Here is a 17,699-nt window from a genome sequence, read left to right as displayed (position 1 = left end):
AGTAGTACGGGTTTCGGCAAGCCCTGTTTTTAATCGCGTGTTGCCTGGTAGATACGGAAACCGTCCGCCTCGGCGCAGGTCCGGCAGTTGCCCAGGGCCCCTTCGATCAGTGGCTGGTAGCGCAGGAAGCTGTTGGCGACAAGACGCATTTCGCCGCCTTTTTGCAGGTGCTCGCCTGATTTTCGCAGCAAGTTTTCCGATGCCTGGTAATTGGTGTGCACGCCGGTATGGAACGGCGGATTGCTCAGGATCAGGGCCAGCCCGGTGGGCGCGGCATCGATGCCATCGCCGCTGATCACCTCGGCGTCCAGGCCGTTGGCCGCCAGGGTCAGGCGGCTGCTGGCCACTGCGAAGGCATCCACGTCAAGCAGGGTGACCTGGCTCTGTGGGTAACGGCGTTTGACCGTTGCGCCCAGCACTCCGGCGCCGCAGCCGAAGTCCAGCACGTGGCCGACCGGCAGGTTGTCCAGGTGCTGCAGCAACAGGGCAGTGCCGCGGTCCAGTCGGCCATGGCTGAACACACCGGGCAGGCTGACCACTTGCAGCGGGCCGTCGGCGAGCGGCAACTCGAAGCGCTCGGCCAGGCTTTCCAGCGGTTTGGCTTGCGGCGCGTTATCCACGGTCACCTGCCACAGCTGGCAATGCCGGGCGCTGTCGAGCTTGCGTGGCTTGCCGAAGGCCTGCAGCTGCTTGGCCGCGCCTTCGATGCCGCCGCGCTTCTCGCCTACCAGGTACAGCTCGCGGCCGGCCAGGCGCGAGGCCAGGGCGTTGAGCAGATAGGCGGCCAGCTCGCGGGACTTGGGCAGGAACAGCACGGCGGCCTCGAACGCGACGTCCGGCACCTCGACGCCATAATGGCTGCGGCCTGCGAAACGGCTGTCGAGCAGCGCTTGGTCGCCGGCATGCCAGGACCAGCCGCGGGCACCCGGCAATTGGCCGAGCAGGTCATCGGCAGGGAGCCCGGCAAGCAGCAACGGGCCTTGGAACAGTTCGGCCTGACGAAGCAACACTTCACTGCGCGGGTCCATGGACGGCGTCTCCTGAAAAAGTGGCGCAGTGTACCAGAGGCCCTGGCTTCAGCCGACCACACGCCGTGGTTGGCCGGCGAAGAATGCCTGGGCGTTCTCGCTCAATTGGCCGACGATGCGCTGGCGCGACTCCACCGCGCCCCAGGCACTGTGGGGTGTGACGATCAGGCGCGGTACGTCCGCCTGCAGCAGTGGGTTGCCGTTGACCGGTGGCTCGACGCTCAGCACGTCGGTGGCTGCACCGCCCAGGTGGCCGCTGCGCAGGGCATTGGCCAGGGCCTGCTCGTCGATCAGCCCGCCGCGGGCGGTGTTGACCACCAGGGCGCCGGGCTTGAGCAGCGCCAGTTCGCGGGCGCCGATCATGTGGCGGGTGTGATCGTTGAGTGGGCAGTGCAGGGTCAGCGCATCGACCTGGGGCAGCAGCTCGTCCAGCGGCAGGCGTTCGGCGCGGGCCGGGCGGCCGGGAATCTGCCCGCTGAGCACGCGCATGCCGAAGGCCTCGGCCAGGCGTGCCACCGCGCCGCCCAGTTCGCCATGGCCGAGCAGGCCGAGGGTCTTGCCCTGTAGTTCGACGATGGGAAAATCCAGCAAACAGAACTGGCTGGCCGCGGCCCAGCGCCCGTCGGTGACGGCCTGGCGGTAGTCGCACAGGCGCGTGGCCAGTGCCAGCAGCAGGGCCAGGGTGTGTTGGGCGACCGACGGCGTGCCATAGCCTTGGCAATTGCACACCGTGACGCCACGCAGGCGCGCGGTGGCCAGGTCGACGTTGTTGGTGCCGGTGGCGGCGACCAGGATCAATTGCAGCTGCGGGTTGGCCTCCATCGCCGCGGCATCGATCATCACCTTGTTGCTGATCACCGCGGTGGCGTCCCGCAGGCGTTCGGCGACCTGGTCCGGGCGGGTCGAGGCATACAGCTGAAGCTCGTCGAACTGCGCATGCAGGGGCGAGAGGTCGAGATCGCCGAGGTCCAGGGACTGGTGATCGAGGAATACGGCGCGACGCGGGCTGGGCATGGCAGGCTCCGAGGCTGGTAGGTTCTGGTTTCGCATACCCTTGTAGGAGCGGGCTTGTCCCGCGATCAAGGGCGAAGCCCTTGCCAGGCGGCAATCGCGGGACAAGCCCGCCTCCACAAGAAGGGCTGTGCTGTCTCCCACAAGGTTTATCAACCTGACGGCGGGCAGGCGATGTGTCAAGCGCACGGCACCTGGCCACTCATACCTTGCGCCCGGCAAATCATTCCTTCGGCTGATTTGACCGATGCAGCAGCGTTCTACAGTAACGGCCAGACTTCTCCGGCCCGCATTGCAGAAAAGGGATACCCATGTTGCAGACGCGTATCATCCAGCCCACCGAGGGCGCCTATACCTTCCCCTTGCTGATCAAGCGCCTGCTGATGTCCGGCGGGCGCTACGAAAAGACCCGCGAGATCGTCTATCGCGACCAGTTGCGCCTGACCTACCCCCAACTGGTCGAGCGCATCGCACGCCTGGCCAACGTGCTGACCGAGGCCGGGGTCAAGGCCGGCGACACCGTGGCGGTGATGGACTGGGACAGCCACCGGTACCTCGAATGCATGTTCGCCATCCCGATGATCGGCGCGGTGGTGCATACCATCAACGTGCGCCTGTCGCCGGAGCAGATCCTCTACACCATGAACCATGCCGAGGACCGCTTCGTGCTGGTCAACAGCGACTTCGTCGGGCTCTACCAGGCCATTGCCGACCAATTGACCACGGTGGACAAGACCCTGCTGCTGACCGATGGCCCCGACAAGCACGCCGACCTGCCCAACCTGGTCGGCGAGTACGAGCAACTGCTGGCCGCCGCCAGCCCGCACTACGACTTCCCCGACTTCGACGAGCATTCGGTGGCCACCACCTTCTACACCACCGGCACCACCGGCAACCCCAAGGGTGTGTACTTCACCCACCGCCAACTGGTGCTGCACACCCTGGCCGAAGCGTCGGTGACCGGCAGCATCGACAGCGTGCGCCTGCTGGGCAGCAATGACGTGTACATGCCCATCACCCCAATGTTCCACGTGCATGCCTGGGGCATTCCCTACGCCGCCACCATGCTCGGCCTCAAGCAGGTCTACCCGGGGCGCTACGAGCCGGACATGCTGCTCAAGCTGTGGCGCGAGGAAAAAGTCACCTTCTCCCACTGCGTGCCGACCATCCTGCAGATGCTGCTCAACTGCCCAACCGGCCAGGGTGAACACTTCGGCGGCTGGAAGATCATCATCGGCGGCAGTGCGCTGAACCGCGCGCTGTACGAGGCGGCCCTGGCCCGGGGCATCCAGCTCACCGCGGCGTACGGCATGTCCGAGACTTGCCCGCTGATCTCCTGCGCGCACCTGAACGACGAACTGCAGGCGGGTAGCGAGAACGAGCGCATTTCCTACCGGATCAAGGCCGGCGTGCCGGTCCCGTTGGTGGAGGCGGCGATCGTCGACGGCGAGGGCAACTTCCTGCCCGCCGACGGGGAAACCCAGGGTGAGCTGGTGTTGCGTGCCCCGTGGCTGACCATGGGCTATTTCAAGGAAGCGCAAAAGAGCGAGGAGCTCTGGGCCGGGGGCTGGCTGCATACCGGCGATGTCGCCACCCTCGACGGCATGGGCTACATCGATATCCGCGACCGCATCAAGGATGTGATCAAGACCGGTGGTGAATGGATTTCTTCGCTGGACCTGGAAGACCTGATCAGCCGGCACCCGGCGGTCCGTGAGGTGGCGGTGGTCGGCATCGCCGACCCGCAATGGGGCGAGCGGCCGTTCGCCTTGCTGGTACTGCGCGAAGGCCAGGCGATCGACGCCAAGGCGCTCAAGGAGCACCTCAAGCCGTTCGTCGAGCAGGGCCATATCAACAAGTGGGCGATCCCCAGCCAGATCGCCGTTGTTACCGAAGTTCCCAAGACCAGTGTCGGCAAGCTCGACAAGAAGCGCATCCGCCAGGACATCCTCCAATGGCAGGCCAGCAACAGCACCTTCCTGTCGACCCTCTAACAAACGTGCCGGTCGCGTGCACTGCCACGCGACCCGCATTGCAGAGCGGCTGGCGGCTTGTAAAACGCAGGAATTGCGCCATGCTTGCCGTGGCCTGCGGGCCGCCATTGCAGCGGGTGCAGTCAAATCACACTTTAGAGGGATCAAGCACCTGTGCCTGCTGGCTATAGTCGGGGCCAGGGGATTTTCAGGAATGGGGGAGGGCGCTGCGTGCAAGTCGCAGCGCCGTGGGCGAAAGCCTGCACACCGGTCGCCCGGGCCGTTTCTGGAAGGACTCACTGCCATAACAATAAAGTACATGGAGTAGCGTCGATGACATCTGCAAACCTGTTCTGGCGCCGGGCCAAGCTGCCCCTGGCCGTCAGCCTCGCTTCCACGCTCGCAAGTCCCGCGTTCGGTGTCAGTTTCAATATCGGTGAGATCGAAGGCCAGTTCGATTCGTCGCTCTCCATCGGTGCCAGCTGGTCGACGGCCAACCCGAACAAGAACCTGATCGGTGCCAACAACGGCGGCAAGGGCCTGTCCCAGACCTCCGACGATGGCCACCTGAACTTCAAGAAGGGCGAGACCTTCTCGAAGATCTTCAAGGGTATCCATGACCTGGAGCTCAAGTACGGCGACACCGGCGTGTTCGTACGGGGCAAGTACTGGTACGACTTCGAACTCAAGGACGAACATCGCCAGTTCAAGGACATCAGCGACTCCAACCGCAAGGAAGGCGCCAAGTCGTCCGGCGCCGAGCTGCTCGATGCGTTCGTCTACCACAACTACAGCATCGCCGACCTGCCAGGTACGGTTCGCCTGGGCAAGCAGGTGGTCAGCTGGGGCGAAAGTACCTTCATCGGCGGCGGCATCAACGCGGTCAACCCGATCGACGTGGCGGCGTTTCGCCGCCCAGGCGCGGAAATCAAGGAAGGCCTGATTCCGGTCAACATGTTCTATGTGTCCCAGAGCCTGACCGACAACCTGTCGGCCGAGGCCTTCTACCAGATCGAGTGGGACCAGACCGTCGTCGACAACTGCGGCACCTTCTTCTCCCAGCCGGACATCGTGGCCGACGGCTGCACCGACAACCTGCGTGTGCTGGCCAGCAGCCGGGCGATCCCTACCGCGGTGCCGTTCCTCAACAGCCAGGGCGTGGACATCAACGAAGAAGGCGTGCTGGTGCGCCGTGGCGCTGACCGCGACGCCCGTGACAGCGGCCAGTTCGGCGTCGCGTTCCGCTACATGTTCGAACCGCTGGATACCGAGTTCGGCGCCTACTTCATGAACTACCACAGCCGCGCGCCGATCTTCAGTGCCAGCGGTGCATCCCAGGCGACCTACGACCGCGCGCGCGCCTTGCTGGGTGGCCCGTTCGCCGGTCTTGCACCGCTGATCGTCGCCGGCAACTCGGAATACTTCATCGAATACCCCGAAGACATCCGCTTGTACGGCCTGAGCTTCTCGACCACGCTGCCGACCGGTACGGCCTGGAGCGGCGAACTGAGCTACCGGCCCAACGCTCCGGTGCAGCTGAACACCACCGACATCCTGTTCGCTGGCGTGGGCCCGATCGGGGTGCCACCGTACAGCAACGCCTCGGTGCTCACCGGCACCCCGGGCCAGGACCTGCATGGCTACCGGCGCAAGGAAATCACCCAGTTCCAGACCACCTTCACGCACTTCTTCGATCAAGTGATGGGCGCCAGCCGCCTGACCGTTGTGGGTGAAATCGGCGTGACCCATATCGGCGGCCTGGAAAGCTCGAGCAAGGCCCGCTATGGCCGCGACCCGGTCTATGGGCCTGGCCCGCTGCCGGCCACCGGCCCGTTCAACACCTGCGAGCTGCTCAATGGCAGCACCCTGGGCAACTCGGGCCTGGATACCTCGACCGCCAACCTCAGCCGCAAGTGCGAGAACGACGGCTACGCGACCACCACCTCCTGGGGGTATCGCGCCCGCGCCATCTGGGACTACAACGACGTCTTCGCCGGGGTCAACCTCAAGCCCAACGTGGCCTGGTCCCATGACGTCTCGGGCTACTCGCCCGGCCCAGGGGGCAACTTCGAGGAAGGCCGCAAGGCGATCAGCCTGGGCCTGGATGCCGAGTACCAGAACACCTATACGGCGAGCCTGTCGTACACCAACTTCTTCGACGGCAAGTACACCACCGTGGACGACCGTGACTTCATCGCCCTCAGCTTTGGCGTGAACTTCTAAGAACACTGATCCAGGACGACGACAATGAACAAGACCAGAAGTCTGCTGCAAGCCGGTGTGTTGGGCCTGTCCCTGCTGGCGACCAGCGTCATGGCTGCGGTATCCGCCGACGAGGCGGCCAAGCTGGGCACGACCCTGACCCCGATGGGCGCGGAGAAGGCCGGCAACGCCGACGGTACCATCGGCCCCTGGCAGCCGCTGTCCAAGACCGCGGGCAGCGCCGATGCCAAGGGGTTCCTCTCCGACCCGTACGCGGGCGAGCAGCCGCTGTACACCATCACCGCGCAGAACGTCGACCAGTACAAGAGCAAGCTGTCCCCCGGCCAGCTGGCGATGTTCAAGCGCTACCCGGACACCTACAAGATCCCGGTGTACAAGACCCATCGCGGCGCCACCGTGCCCGATGAAGTGTTCGCCGCCATCAAGGAGAACGCCACCAAGACCACCCTGGTCGAAGGCGGCAACGGCCTGAAGGACTTCCGCACTGCGGTGCCATTCCCGATTCCCAAGACCGGCCTGGAGGTGATCTGGAACCACATCACCCGCTACCGAGGCGGCAGCGTCACACGCCTGGTCACCCAGGCCACGCCACAGCAGAACGGTTCGTACAGCCTGGTGTACTTCCAGGACCAGTTCGTCTTCCGTGACCGCATGAAGGACTACGACCCGAACAATCCGGGCAACATCCTGTTCTACTTCAAGCAGAAGGTCACCGCCCCGGCGCGCCTGGCGGGCACCGTGCTGCTGGTTCACGAGACCCTCGACCAGGTCAAGGAGCCGCGCAAGGCGTGGATCTACAACGCCGGCCAGCGCCGTGTGCGCCAGGCCCCGCAGGTTTCCTACGACGGCCCGGGCACCGCGGCCGACGGCCTGCGTACTTCCGACAACCTGGACATGTACAACGGGGCGCCGGACCGCTACGACTGGAAGCTCGAGGGCAAGAAGGAGATGTACATCGCCTCCAACGCCTACAAGCTCGACTCGCCGACGCTCAAGTACGCGGACATCCTCAAGCCCGGGCACATCAACCAGGACCTGGCCCGCTATGAGCTGCGCCGCGTCTGGCATGTGGTCGCAACCTTGAAGCCGGGCCAGCGGCACATCTATGCCAAGCGTGACTTCTACATCGACGAGGACACCTGGCAGGCCGCGGTGATCGACCAGTACGACGGCCGTGGCCAGTTGTGGCGGGTATCGGAGGCCCATGCCCAGGACTACTACAACGTCCAGGTGCCGTGGTACACGCTGGAGGCTATCTACGACCTGCAATCGGGCCGCTACCTGGCGCTGGGCATGAAGAACGAGGAAAAGCGCGCCTACGACTTCGGCTTCAGTGCCAGCCGCAGCGAGTTCCAGCCTGCGGCGCTGCGCCAGGATGGCGTGCGTTGAGGTTCGTCAGGGTGTGAAGCCACGGGGCTGCTTCGCAGCCCTTTGGTGATGCACGCGGTTCGCCGTAGCAGCTTTGGTGCCGGTGAGATCGAGCGCCGCCCGCGCGGCGCTCGATCGCACCGGCAGCACCCATCTCAAGACCTACCCTAACGCCCATTCATGCATCCAATACCTACCCATTCCCGCCATCGGTCTTGTTTCTTTTTGTTGTAGTCTTTTCCTCGCCCGACGCGCCCATCATCTTCAAATGCGCCGCGTTACCCGCTAGTCTCGCAACAATCCGTACTGCCATAGTCCTCCACCCCAGAACGAGCCGGCCATGACAGACCTGTCCCGTACGCATGGATTCGCCAGCCAGGCCCTGGGCCTGCTGGACGGGCGTTTCTTCCGGCCACCGCTGCCGGAGGGGCATGTCCCCAGGTCGCGCCTGTGCCAGCGGCTGCACGCGGGCTTGAGTGGGCGCCTGCTGCTGGTCAATGCCCCGGCAGGTTTCGGCAAGAGTTCCCTGGCCATCGAGTTCTGCCAGGCCCTGCCGGCCCATTGGCGCAGCCTATGGCTCGGGCTGAGCCAGCGGGACGCCGACCCGGGGCGCTTCCTCGAACGCCTGCTCGAAGGGCTCCAGCAATTCTGTCCGGCACTTGGCGGCCAGGCCATGGGCCTTCTGAAGATGCGCCAGCGCCACCAGCCGTTCGCCTTCGAAGAGTGGCTCGACGGTCTGCTCGACGAACTGGCCCTCTACCTGCAGCCTGAGTCGCCCGTGTTGCTGGTGCTGGATGACTACCACCTGGCCCAGGGGGCAGTGCTTGACCGCTGCCTGCAGTTCTTCCTCAACCATCTGCCAAACGGGCTGATGCTGCTGGTCACCAGCCGTCAACGGCCTGACTGGCACCTGGCGCGGCTGCGCCTGTCGCGCCAATTGGTCGAGCTCAACGAGCAAGACCTGCGCCTGACGCCCGACGAAGCCCTGGCGGTGATCGGCCGCCAACCGACGGGCTTGCGCGGCCAGGCCCTGGACAACCTGATCCAGCGCAGCGACGGTTGGGTCGCCGGGCTGCGCTTCTGGCAACTGGCGGCCAGCGAGTCGGGCGAGGACAACGCCTTGCCCCAGGCCTTGCACGGTGGCGAAGGGTTGATTCGCGACTACCTGCTCGAAGAGGTCATCGAGATCCTGCCGGCGCACGTACAGGCCTTCCTCTACGACACCGCCTGCCAGGAGCGTTTCTGCGCCGAGTTGTGCGACGCGCTGCGCGAGCGCGACGATAGCCTAGGCATCCTGCATTACCTGCAGGCCCACCAGGTATTCCTGGTGCCGCTGGACGAACATGGCCACTGGTTCCGTTACCATCATCTGTTCTCCGACCTGTTGCGCAGCCGCCAGGCCAGCGAGCCGCTGGCTGCCCTGCACCTACGGGCCTGCCGCTGGTTCCAGGCCCACGGGCTGCTGGACGAGGCGGTCGAACAGGCCCTGCGCGCCGGCCACCTGGACGTGGCCGCCGACCTGGTGCAAAGCCTTTCCGAGGAACAACTGCTGGCCGAACAAAATGTCGGCATGTTGCTGCGCTGGAAGATGGACCTGCCCGACAGCCTGCTGATCAGCACGCCGCGGCTGATCGTGCTGTACAGCTGGGCCCTGGGCCTGGCCTGCCAGCTGGACGCGGCCGAGGAGCTGGCCGCTCACCTCAGCCGCTTCCTGCCGGCGCCCTCGGCCACTGCGCAAAAATCCATGCTGGCCCAGTGGCTGGCGCTGAGCGGTGTGATCGCCCGGGGGCGGGGGGATCGCCAGCGGACCCTGGACTACTGCGGCGAAGCGCTGCAGAGCCTGCCGTACAAGCGTTACGGCCAGCGCCTGGTGTGCCTGTCGACCTTGTCCAACCTGGCGATCGCCGACGGTGACTTCTGGCGCGCACGTGGCTGGAACCGCGAGGCCCTGGAGCTGGCGCAGCGGGTCGGCAACCCGTTGTTCGAGGCCTTGGCCCACTATGACCGCGCGCGGGTCCTGCATGCGCGGGGCGAGGTGCTGCGTGCTCTGGACGAAGTCCGCCAGGGGCTGCAGCGCCTGCAGGGTTTGTCGGGCCAGCGCCTGTATGCCGTGCGGGCCAGGCTGACCTTGTATGAGGGCTACCTGCTGGTCACCCGCCTGCAACCTGCCCAGGGTCGTGCCCGATTGCGCGCCGGGCTCAGCGAGGCACGGGCCTGTCGCGACATCAGCGTGCTGATCGGCCACTGCGTGATCGCCTCGCTCGACGGTCGCGAAGGGCGTTTTGCCGAGGCTTTCGCCGAACTGGCCGAGGCCGAGCGGCTGATGCATATCTGGGATGTGCCGCCGATCTTCTACCTGGCCATGATCACCCTGGTGAAGTGCGAGCTGTGGCTTGCCCAGCGGCGCACGGACCTCGCCGAATCCTGGCTTCTACGCCTGGGCCAGACCTACGGCGGTGAACAACCGGCAGCGGCGCCAGAGTTCCACCCGTTATTGCCGTTGCATATCGAATTGCAGCAGGCCCTGCTCGATGGCGTCCTGGGCCGCTCGCAGGAGGCCAGCGGGCGTCTGCAGGCGCTGGTGAGCCGTGGCGAGGGCAGCGGCGGCCTGATGCTGGTGGTCTGCGCCCTGTGCCATTGGATGGCACAGTTGCTTGCCCAAGGCCAGGAGGGGCAGGCCGCAGCGCTGCTGCCCAAGGCGTTGGAGGCGGCGCGGGGTGGGGTGCTGCAGCCCTTCCAACGGTTGCTCGAGGCGCACCCGGTATGGCTGCGCGAGCAACTGGCGGCGCGCCCGGCCTGTCTCGTCCAGGTCGACCTGCTGGCGAGCCTGCCGCGCCCGGTAGCGGCCAACGAAAGTACCGAAGCGCTCAGCGGTCGCGAGCTGGCGGTGCTCGAACTGATTGCCCAGGGCTGCTCGAACCAGCAGATCAGCGAGCGGCTGTTCATCTCCCTGCATACCGTCAAGACCCATGCCAGCCACATCAATAGCAAGCTCGGCGTGGAGCGGCGCACCCAGGCGGTGGCCAAGGCCAAGTCGCTCGGGTTGCTTGTCTGACCACCCTCGCTGCCGGCGTCATCGCGCCCTCATTTTTCCTCGCCTGCTGCCGATAAGCTGTTCGGGTTACTGGATTCCGTGCCGACGTCATCGCGGGACAAGCCCGCTCCTACAAGGAGTGGTGTACGCCGGCAGCGCCAGAACCCGATGGCGGGCATCGTCGCGTGCCACCCTCCAACCACTCGCCAATACAGGTCGTATTGATGCTGCAGTACGGGCAAAAAAGCTTTCTGATCGTCGATGACTTCACCGACTTTCGTACCTCGACCCGCTCCATGCTCCGGGAGCTGGGCGCACGCGATGTGGACACCGCAGACAGCGGTGAACAGGCCCTGCGCATGTGCGCGCAGAAGCGCTACGACTTCGTGCTCCAGGACTTTCACCTCGGCGACGGCAAGAAAAACGGCCAGCAGGTGCTCGAAGACCTGTTGCTGGACAAGCTGATCAGCCATGAATGCGTGTTCATCATGGTCACTGCCGAGAGCAGCCAGGCGATCGTGCTCAGTGCCCTCGAGCATGAGCCGGACGCCTACCTGACCAAGCCGTTCAACCGTGTGGGCCTGGCCCAGCGCCTGGAAAAGCTGGCGCAGCGCAAGACGTTGCTCAAGCCCATCCTCCAAGCCCTGGATCGCGGTCGCCCGGCCGAGGTGCTGGCGGCCTGCGCCGAGCTGTGCAAGCAGGACCCACGCTTCGCACCGCTGTGCCTGCGCTATCGGGCCGATGCCCTGCGCGACCTCAACCGCGTCGAGGAACTGGAGAAGTTCCTCAAGGCCATCCTGGCCAGCCGCCCGCAACCTTGGGTCTATGCCGCCCTGGGCAACCTGTTGCACAAGCGCGGCCAGCACGGCGAAGCCCAGGGTGTCTTCGAGCAAGCGCTCAAGGCCTTCCCGATCATGCCCAGCCTGTACGACGGCCTGGCCGAGGTATTGGTGGCCCAGGGCGAGACCAAGCGCGCCCAGCACATGCTCGAGGAGGCGGTGCGCCTGTCGCCCCTGGCCGTGCGTCGGCAGGCGGCATTGGGCAAGCTGGCCCTGGACAACGAAGATTTCGAAAGCGCCTCCAAGGCCTATCGGCATGCGGTCAACCAAGGGCAGAGTTCGCGCTACAAGGACCCGGAGAGCAACCTGGGCCTGGTCCAGGCGCTGATGAACAAGAACGTTGGCAACGGCCTGGACGCGCGCACCCGCGTCGAGATCAACAGCGTGCTCAGCGATGTCGCCAAGGAGCATGTCGAGGACCAGGGACTGCAAGTTCGCGCCCGTCTGATGAAAGCCGCCAGCCTGCAGCAAGCCGGCGACCCCGAAACCGCCGGCAAGCTCACCGAGCAGGCCCTGCAGCGGCTGGAGAAAATGGACCAGTTCTTCTCGGTCGAGGCCGCCTTGAGTGTGGCCAGGCAGTTGCAGGCGCTCGGCCAGCAAGCCGCGGGTACCAGCATCCTGAAAGGCTGTGTGGAAACCTATGGCGACGATCCGAAGGTCATGCAGAGCGTCGCCCAGATCACGGACGATCCGACAGTGCTCGGGGCGGTCACCGAGGCGGTCGACCTCAACCGCCAGGGAGTACGTAGCTACCAGGCCGGCCAGCTCAGCGAGGCCCTGGACCTGTTCCGCCGGGCGTTGGCATTACAGCCGAAGAACATCAGCATCGCCCTCAACACCGCTCAGGCGCTGCTGCGTGTGGGCGGCGAGAGCCCGACGCCGGCGATCATGCAGGAATGCCGCAACTGCCTGCAAAGCGTTGCCGGCATTCCGGCCAGCGACAGCCGCTACGACCGCTACCGCAAACTGCACATCCGGATCTTCGGCGCATGAATCGAGACGAAAAGGGGCTGGACTTCTCCACGGTGATCGCCTCCACCGTGCACGACATGAAGAATTCGCTGTCGGCCTTGATCCAGGCCCACGACCAGTGGTTGGCGCGTTTGCCCGAGGTGCTGCACGGTGGCAGCGAACAAGGCGTGATAGAGCACGAGTTTCGTCATCTGAACGGCATGCTGGTGCAACTGCTGGGCCTGTACAAGCTGGGCATCAACCAGTTGCCGATCTGCCCCGACTATCATGAGCTGGACGATTTCATCGAGGCCCAGCTTGCGGCGCATCAGGAGGTGCTCAGGCATCGCGATATCCTCGCCACCTGGCGCATCGACACCGACAACCCGCTGGGTTTCTTCGACCGTGAACTGGTCGCCTCGGTGGTGGCCAATGTGCTCACCAATGCCATCCGCCATGCCGGCCATGCCTTGCTGATCAGTATCGAGGAGCAGGGCGAGCAACTGGTCATCAGCGTCAACGACGACGGCCCGGGTTATCCAGAGCGCATGCTCGAACGCCAGCAGGACTACCTCCAGGGCATCGATTCACGTACCGGCAGCACAGGCCTTGGCCTGTATTTCGCCGCGCGTATCGCGGCCCTGCATGAACGCAACGGTGTACGCGGGCGCATCGAGATTGCCAACGGCGGGGCACTGGGGGGTGGGTTGTTCCGGTTGTATCTGCCTTGACCTAGGCTGAGCAGGCCTTGCTGGTGGCTTGACCCTGCGCCGTTTTTCTCGATGTACGGTAGGAGATGTCTGGTTCGTACGTTGAGGGCTCTTTCAACGGCTTGCCGAATGACAATGTAGATACGGTGTTTCTACATTTTACTTGCAGTCATTCGGAGGGTTTCTACTATGTATCTACCTTTGGAGATACTTATGGAAGTCAAGATTCAGCAATGGGGCAACAGTGCCGCGATTCGGTTGCCAGCAGCGGTCCTCAAACAGATGCAGCTGGGCGTCGGTTCCATATTGAGCCTCGATACAGCAGGTGAGTCGATGGTACTCAAGCCAGTGAGGGCCAAGCCCAAGTACACGCTTGAGGAGCTTATCGCCCAATGCGATCTCGATGCCCCCGAGCCAACGGAACTGGAGGGCTGGAACGCGATGCGCCCGGCAGGTCGTGAAGTATGAGGCGGGGCAGGTTCGCCAGAGGTGATATCGTTCGGGTGTGCCTTGACCCGACACTTGGACGGGAACAGCAAGGCAATTCCCGACCTGCGCTGGTCCTGACACCTGCCGCGTACAATGCTTCCGGCCTGGCTGTGATAGTGCCTATCATCCAAGGCGGTGATTTCGCGCGGCATGCAGGTTTTGCCGTGACGCTGAGTGGCGTCGGCACGCAAACACAAGGCGTCATCCTTTGTAACCAGCTACGTGCCGTCGACCTCGAAGCCAGGAACGCCAAGCGTATCGAGTCGGCGCCCGGGGTGGTCATCGAAGACGCCTTGGCACGTGTCCAGACACTTTTCGACCACTAGACCTTCCAAGACCTCGGCCTCCATGAATCCTCCAGACACCACCCTCATCCGCGAAACCTTCCCCGTAGGCCCATTGCAATGCAACTGCACCCTGATCGGCGACCCGGTCAGCAAGAAGGCCATCGTCGTCGACCCAGGCGGTGACCCGGAGAAGATCCTGGCGCGCCTTCAGGCCCATGGTCTGACGCTGGTGAGCATCATCCACACCCACGCCCATTTCGATCACTTCCTCGCCTCGGGCAAGCTCAAGGAACTGACCGGCGCGACCTTGCACCTGCACAAGGATGACCAGCCGTTGTGGGACAACCTCGAGATGCAATGCCAGATGTTCGGTGTGCCCTATACGCCGGTGCCGTCGCCGGACCGTTGGCTGGGCGATGACGAGGCGCTGGCGTGCGGTTGCGGTGTGGCCTTGCATACGCCTGGGCACACGCCTGGCTCGATGAGTTTCTGGTTCGCCGATGCCAAGCTGTTGATCGCCGGCGACACCCTGTTCCGCCGCGGCATCGGCCGTACCGATTTGTGGGGTGGCGACCAGCGGGCTATCGTTCGTTCCATCAAGTCGCGGCTGTATTGCCTGGATGAAGAGGCGGTGGTGGTAACTGGCCATGGCCCGGATACCCGCCTTGGCGACGAGATGCGCGAAAATCCTTTCGTGCGGGCCTGAGGTTTCAGGGAATTTTTCCGTTTCGCCCGGGTCCAAGGCTGGCATAGGGCCATCCATGACCTGTTGCACTCTCGAATATCTGTAGGAGCTTGTCCATGTTCACCATGCGTCGTCTGATTATCGTCGCTACTGCTGCTGCCCTGATGACTGGCTGTGCCGGCCAGAACCCCTATGACAGCCAGGGCCAGGCTCAAGGCTCCACCGGGATGAGCAAGACCGCCAAGTACGGCGGCCTGGGCGCGCTGGCCGGTGCCATCGCCGGTGCCGCCATCGACCATGACAACCGTGGCAAGGGTGCGCTGATCGGCGCCGCCGCGGTGGGCGCCGCTGCTGCAGGATACGGCTACTACGCCGACAAACAGGAAGCCGAGCTGCGTGCGAAGATGGCCAACACCGGTGTCGAGGTGCAGCGCCAGGGTGACCAGATCAAGCTGATCATGCCGGGCAACATCACCTTCGCCACCGATTCGGCGAACATCTCCCCAAGCTTCTATTCGCCGCTGAACAACCTGGCCAACTCGTTCAAGCAGTTCAACCAGAACACCATCGAGGTGGTGGGCTTCACCGACAGCACCGGCAGCCGTCAGCACAACATGGACCTGTCCCAGCGCCGTGCCCAGGCCGTCAGCACCTACCTGACCTCCCAGGGTGTCGACCCGTCGCGCGTTTCCGTCCGCGGCATGGGCCCGGACCAGCCGATCGCCAGCAACGCCGACGCCAATGGCCGTGCCCAGAACCGTCGCGTGGAAGTGAACCTTAAGCCGATTCCTGGCCAGCAGTATGACCAGCAGGGTACCGTGCAGCAGTATCCGTAAGGCAGAAAACGAGGGGCCGCTACGCGCCCCAATCGCGGGACAAGCCCGCTCCCACAGGTTTCTAGCTGCCTCCAAGATGGCGCAACTCCTGTGGGAGCGGGCTTGTCCCGCGATTGGGGCGCATAGCGGCCCCTTTTTGCATGTCAGCGCACGGTACTGGCCTGAATCGCAGTCAAGGCGATGGTATGCACGATATCGTCCACCTGTGCCCCCCGTGGCAGGTCGTTCACCGGCTTGCGCAACCCCTGCAGCATCGGCCCCAGGCTGACACAATCGGCACTGCGCTGCACCGCCTTGTGGGTAGTGTTGCCAGTGTTGAGGTCCGGGAATACGAACACCGTGGCACGGCCCGCCACCGGGCTTGCCGGTGCCAACTGGCGCGCGATCTCAGGGTTGGCCGCCGCGTCGTACTGCAACGGGCCGTCGATCAGCAGGTCATGTTCGGCTTCCTGCGCCAGACGCGTGGCTTCGCGCACCTTCTCCACTTCTTCGTCGCTGGCCGCCGAGTCGCTTGAATAGCTGAGCATCGCCACCCGTGGCGCGATACCCAAGGCCTGGGCCGACTCGGCGCTCTGCCGCGCGATCTCGGCCAGCTCCGCGGCGCTGGGGTGCGGGTTCATCACGCAGTCGCCATATACCAGCACTTGCTCGGGGAACAGCATGAAGAACACCGAGGACACCAGGCTGCTGCCCGGCGCGGTCTTGATCAACTGCAAGGCCGGGCGAATGGTGTTGGCAGTGGAATGCACCAGGCCCGAGACCAGACCGTCGACTTCATCCAGGGCCAGCATCATGGTGCCGACCACCACCGGGTCTTCCAGCTGCTGTTCGGCCATCGGCGCGTTGAGGTTGCGGCTGCGGCGCAGCTCCACCATGGGCTCGACGTAGCGCCCGCGAATCGCCTCTGGATCGAGGACTTCCAGGTCAGGCGGCAGGGTGATGCCCTGGGCGCGGGCTACCGCCTCGACCTCCTCGGGCTTGGCCAGCAGCACGCAACGGGCGATGCCGCGGGCCTGGCAGATGGCCGCTGCTTGTACCAGCAGCGGCTCGGCGCCCTCGGGCAGGACAATGCGCTTGTTCGCCTGCTGGGCGCGCTGGATCAGCTGGTAGCGGAATACCGCTGGCGACAGGCGCAGCTCGCGCGGCGTGCCGCAGCGCTGGTGCAGCCAGGCCGCGTCGAGGTGGCTGGCGACGAAGTCGGTGATGAACTCGGCGCGTTCACGGTCATCCACCGGGATTTCCCGGTTGAGCGAATTGAGACGGTTGGCGGTGTCATACGAGCCGGTACCCACCGAAAGAATTGGCAGCCCGGCCTGCAGGGCGCCTCGGCACAGTTCCAGGATGCGCGGGTCGGGCTTGCTGTCGCTGGTCAGCAGCAGGCCAGCCAACGGTACGCCATTGATGGCTGCCAGGCTCACGGCGAGGATGATGTCGTCGCGATCGCCCGGGGTCACCACCAGGGTGCCGGGCTTGAGCAGTGGCACGGTATTGGCCACGGTACGGGCGCAGATGATGATGGTGTTCATGCGCCGTTGTTCGTAGTCCCCGGCATTGAGCACCTGGGCGCCGAGCAGCTCGGCCACGTCGCGGGTACGCGGGGCGTTGAGCTCGGGCTGGTAGGGGATGCACCCCAGCAGGCGGAAGTCGTCGCCGCGCAGCAGCGGCGAATGCTCGCGCAGGCGGGCGGCGAAGGCGGCCATGCTTTCGTCGGTGCGCACCTTGTTGAGCACGACCCCGAGCACCTTCGGGTCGCGTGGGCCGCCGAACAGCTGAGCCTGCAGCTCGACACGCCCGGAGAGCTCGCTGAGCACTTCGTTTTCCGGCGCCGACACCAGGATCACCTCGGCGTCCAGGCTCTTGGCCAAGTGCAGGTTGACCCGCGCGGCGTAGCTGGCGTGGCGGGTCGGCACCATGCCCTCGACCACCACCACGTCGTTGCCGATGCAGGCCTGTTGGTAAAGACGGATGATCTCCTCGAGCAGCTCGTCCAGCTGGCCATCGCCGAGCATGCGCTCGACCTGGGCCAGGCTCAGGGGCGTCGGCGGGCGGATGCCATGGGTGCGCGCCACCAGTTCGCTGGAGCGCTCGGGGCCGGTATCGCCGGGGTGATGCTGGGCGATCGGCTTGAAGAAGCCGACCTTCAGCCCGCCGCGCTCCAAGGTGCGCACCAGGCCCAGGCTGATGGAGGTCAGGCCGACACCGAAGTCGGTCGGCGCGATGAAAAATGTCTGCATGCGTGCTTCTCGAAATAAGCGGTGCAAGGGG

The 17,699-nt window shown here is 64.9% G+C and carries 13 protein-coding genes; 10 read left to right on the top strand and 3 right to left on the bottom strand.

Annotated elements, in window-relative coordinates:
• Positions 1-29 precede the first annotated feature (29 nt).
• Both K8374_RS19965 and K8374_RS19960 read right to left on the bottom strand, forming a co-directional pair.
• Positions 30-1,028: a class I SAM-dependent methyltransferase gene (locus tag K8374_RS19965; RefSeq protein WP_224456904.1), complete on the bottom strand. Its 999-nt coding sequence runs from the start codon at positions 1,026-1,028 to the stop codon at positions 30-32.
• 48 nt (positions 1,029-1,076) lie between these two features.
• A complete protein-coding gene (locus K8374_RS19960; protein WP_224456903.1) occupies positions 1,077-2,042 on the bottom strand; it encodes a 2-hydroxyacid dehydrogenase in 966 nt (321 codons plus the stop codon).
• Positions 2,043-2,350: 308 nt separating this feature from the next.
• Between K8374_RS19960 and K8374_RS19955 the strand changes: the two genes are divergently transcribed.
• From K8374_RS19955 to K8374_RS19910, 10 genes are all read left to right on the top strand, one after another.
• A complete protein-coding gene (locus K8374_RS19955; RefSeq protein ID WP_224456902.1) occupies positions 2,351-4,033 on the top strand; it encodes a fatty acid--CoA ligase in 1,683 nt (560 codons plus the stop codon).
• A 312-nt stretch (positions 4,034-4,345) separates the two neighbouring features.
• Positions 4,346-6,235 carry a DUF1302 domain-containing protein gene (locus tag K8374_RS19950; RefSeq protein ID WP_224456901.1) on the top strand — a complete coding sequence of 630 codons (1,890 nt, stop codon included), beginning with the start codon at positions 4,346-4,348 and terminating at the stop codon, positions 6,233-6,235.
• A gap of 24 nt (positions 6,236-6,259) precedes the next feature.
• Entirely contained in the window at positions 6,260-7,624 is a 1,365-nt protein-coding gene (locus tag K8374_RS19945; protein ID WP_084858558.1) for a DUF1329 domain-containing protein, read from the top strand.
• Positions 7,625-7,943: 319 nt separating this feature from the next.
• Complete coding sequence (locus tag K8374_RS19940; RefSeq protein ID WP_224456900.1) at positions 7,944-10,658, top strand: LuxR C-terminal-related transcriptional regulator; 2,715 nt, start codon at positions 7,944-7,946, stop codon at positions 10,656-10,658.
• Positions 10,659-10,861: 203 nt separating this feature from the next.
• A complete protein-coding gene (locus tag K8374_RS19935; RefSeq protein WP_224456899.1) occupies positions 10,862-12,469 on the top strand; it encodes a tetratricopeptide repeat-containing response regulator in 1,608 nt (535 codons plus the stop codon).
• The gene (locus K8374_RS19930; RefSeq protein WP_224456898.1) at positions 12,466-13,158 is read left to right on the top strand and encodes a sensor histidine kinase; all 693 of its coding nucleotides are present in this window, start codon (positions 12,466-12,468) and stop codon (positions 13,156-13,158) included. The genes K8374_RS19935 and K8374_RS19930 overlap by 4 nt, the downstream gene beginning before the upstream one ends.
• A gap of 168 nt (positions 13,159-13,326) precedes the next feature.
• Positions 13,327-13,605, top strand: coding sequence for an AbrB/MazE/SpoVT family DNA-binding domain-containing protein (locus tag K8374_RS19925; RefSeq protein WP_411969558.1), 279 nt, complete (start codon positions 13,327-13,329; stop codon positions 13,603-13,605).
• Entirely contained in the window at positions 13,602-13,952 is a 351-nt protein-coding gene (locus K8374_RS19920; RefSeq protein WP_224456896.1) for a type II toxin-antitoxin system ChpB family toxin, read from the top strand. Before K8374_RS19925 ends, K8374_RS19920 begins: the two co-directional genes overlap by 4 nt.
• Before the next feature lie 22 nt (positions 13,953-13,974).
• The gene (locus tag K8374_RS19915; RefSeq protein ID WP_224456895.1) at positions 13,975-14,619 is read left to right on the top strand and encodes an MBL fold metallo-hydrolase; all 645 of its coding nucleotides are present in this window, start codon (positions 13,975-13,977) and stop codon (positions 14,617-14,619) included.
• Between the two features lie 95 nt (positions 14,620-14,714).
• Positions 14,715-15,434 (top strand): OmpA family protein, encoded by a 720-nt coding sequence (locus tag K8374_RS19910; protein WP_084858551.1) that lies wholly within the window; start codon positions 14,715-14,717, stop codon positions 15,432-15,434.
• A gap of 143 nt (positions 15,435-15,577) precedes the next feature.
• Here K8374_RS19910 and pta read toward each other — a convergent pair whose 3' ends face one another.
• Positions 15,578-17,668 (bottom strand): phosphate acetyltransferase, encoded by a 2,091-nt coding sequence (gene pta / locus K8374_RS19905; protein ID WP_224456894.1) that lies wholly within the window; start codon positions 17,666-17,668, stop codon positions 15,578-15,580.
• Positions 17,669-17,699: the final 31 nt, after the last annotated feature.

Source organism: Pseudomonas sp. p1(2021b), from assembly GCF_020151015.1.
GTDB lineage: Bacteria > Pseudomonadota > Gammaproteobacteria > Pseudomonadales > Pseudomonadaceae > Aquipseudomonas > Aquipseudomonas putida_K.
Note: the sequence above shows the minus strand (reverse complement) of the source record. Positions and strands in the feature narration are given on the sequence as shown.

Coding starts and splice junctions, on each gene's coding strand:
- K8374_RS19965 (WP_224456904.1), bottom strand. CDS start 1,028: ATGGACCCGCGCAGTGAAGTGTTGCTTCGTCAGGCCGAACTGTTCCAA.
- K8374_RS19960 (WP_224456903.1), bottom strand. CDS start 2,042: ATGCCCAGCCCGCGTCGCGCCGTATTCCTCGATCACCAGTCCCTGGAC.
- K8374_RS19955 (WP_224456902.1), top strand. CDS start 2,351: ATGTTGCAGACGCGTATCATCCAGCCCACCGAGGGCGCCTATACCTTC.
- K8374_RS19950 (WP_224456901.1), top strand. CDS start 4,346: ATGACATCTGCAAACCTGTTCTGGCGCCGGGCCAAGCTGCCCCTGGCC.
- K8374_RS19945 (WP_084858558.1), top strand. CDS start 6,260: ATGAACAAGACCAGAAGTCTGCTGCAAGCCGGTGTGTTGGGCCTGTCC.
- K8374_RS19940 (WP_224456900.1), top strand. CDS start 7,944: ATGACAGACCTGTCCCGTACGCATGGATTCGCCAGCCAGGCCCTGGGC.
- K8374_RS19935 (WP_224456899.1), top strand. CDS start 10,862: ATGCTGCAGTACGGGCAAAAAAGCTTTCTGATCGTCGATGACTTCACC.
- K8374_RS19930 (WP_224456898.1), top strand. CDS start 12,466: ATGAATCGAGACGAAAAGGGGCTGGACTTCTCCACGGTGATCGCCTCC.
- K8374_RS19925 (WP_411969558.1), top strand. CDS start 13,327: ATGTATCTACCTTTGGAGATACTTATGGAAGTCAAGATTCAGCAATGG.
- K8374_RS19920 (WP_224456896.1), top strand. CDS start 13,602: ATGAGGCGGGGCAGGTTCGCCAGAGGTGATATCGTTCGGGTGTGCCTT.
- K8374_RS19915 (WP_224456895.1), top strand. CDS start 13,975: ATGAATCCTCCAGACACCACCCTCATCCGCGAAACCTTCCCCGTAGGC.
- K8374_RS19910 (WP_084858551.1), top strand. CDS start 14,715: ATGTTCACCATGCGTCGTCTGATTATCGTCGCTACTGCTGCTGCCCTG.
- pta (WP_224456894.1), bottom strand. CDS start 17,668: ATGCAGACATTTTTCATCGCGCCGACCGACTTCGGTGTCGGCCTGACC.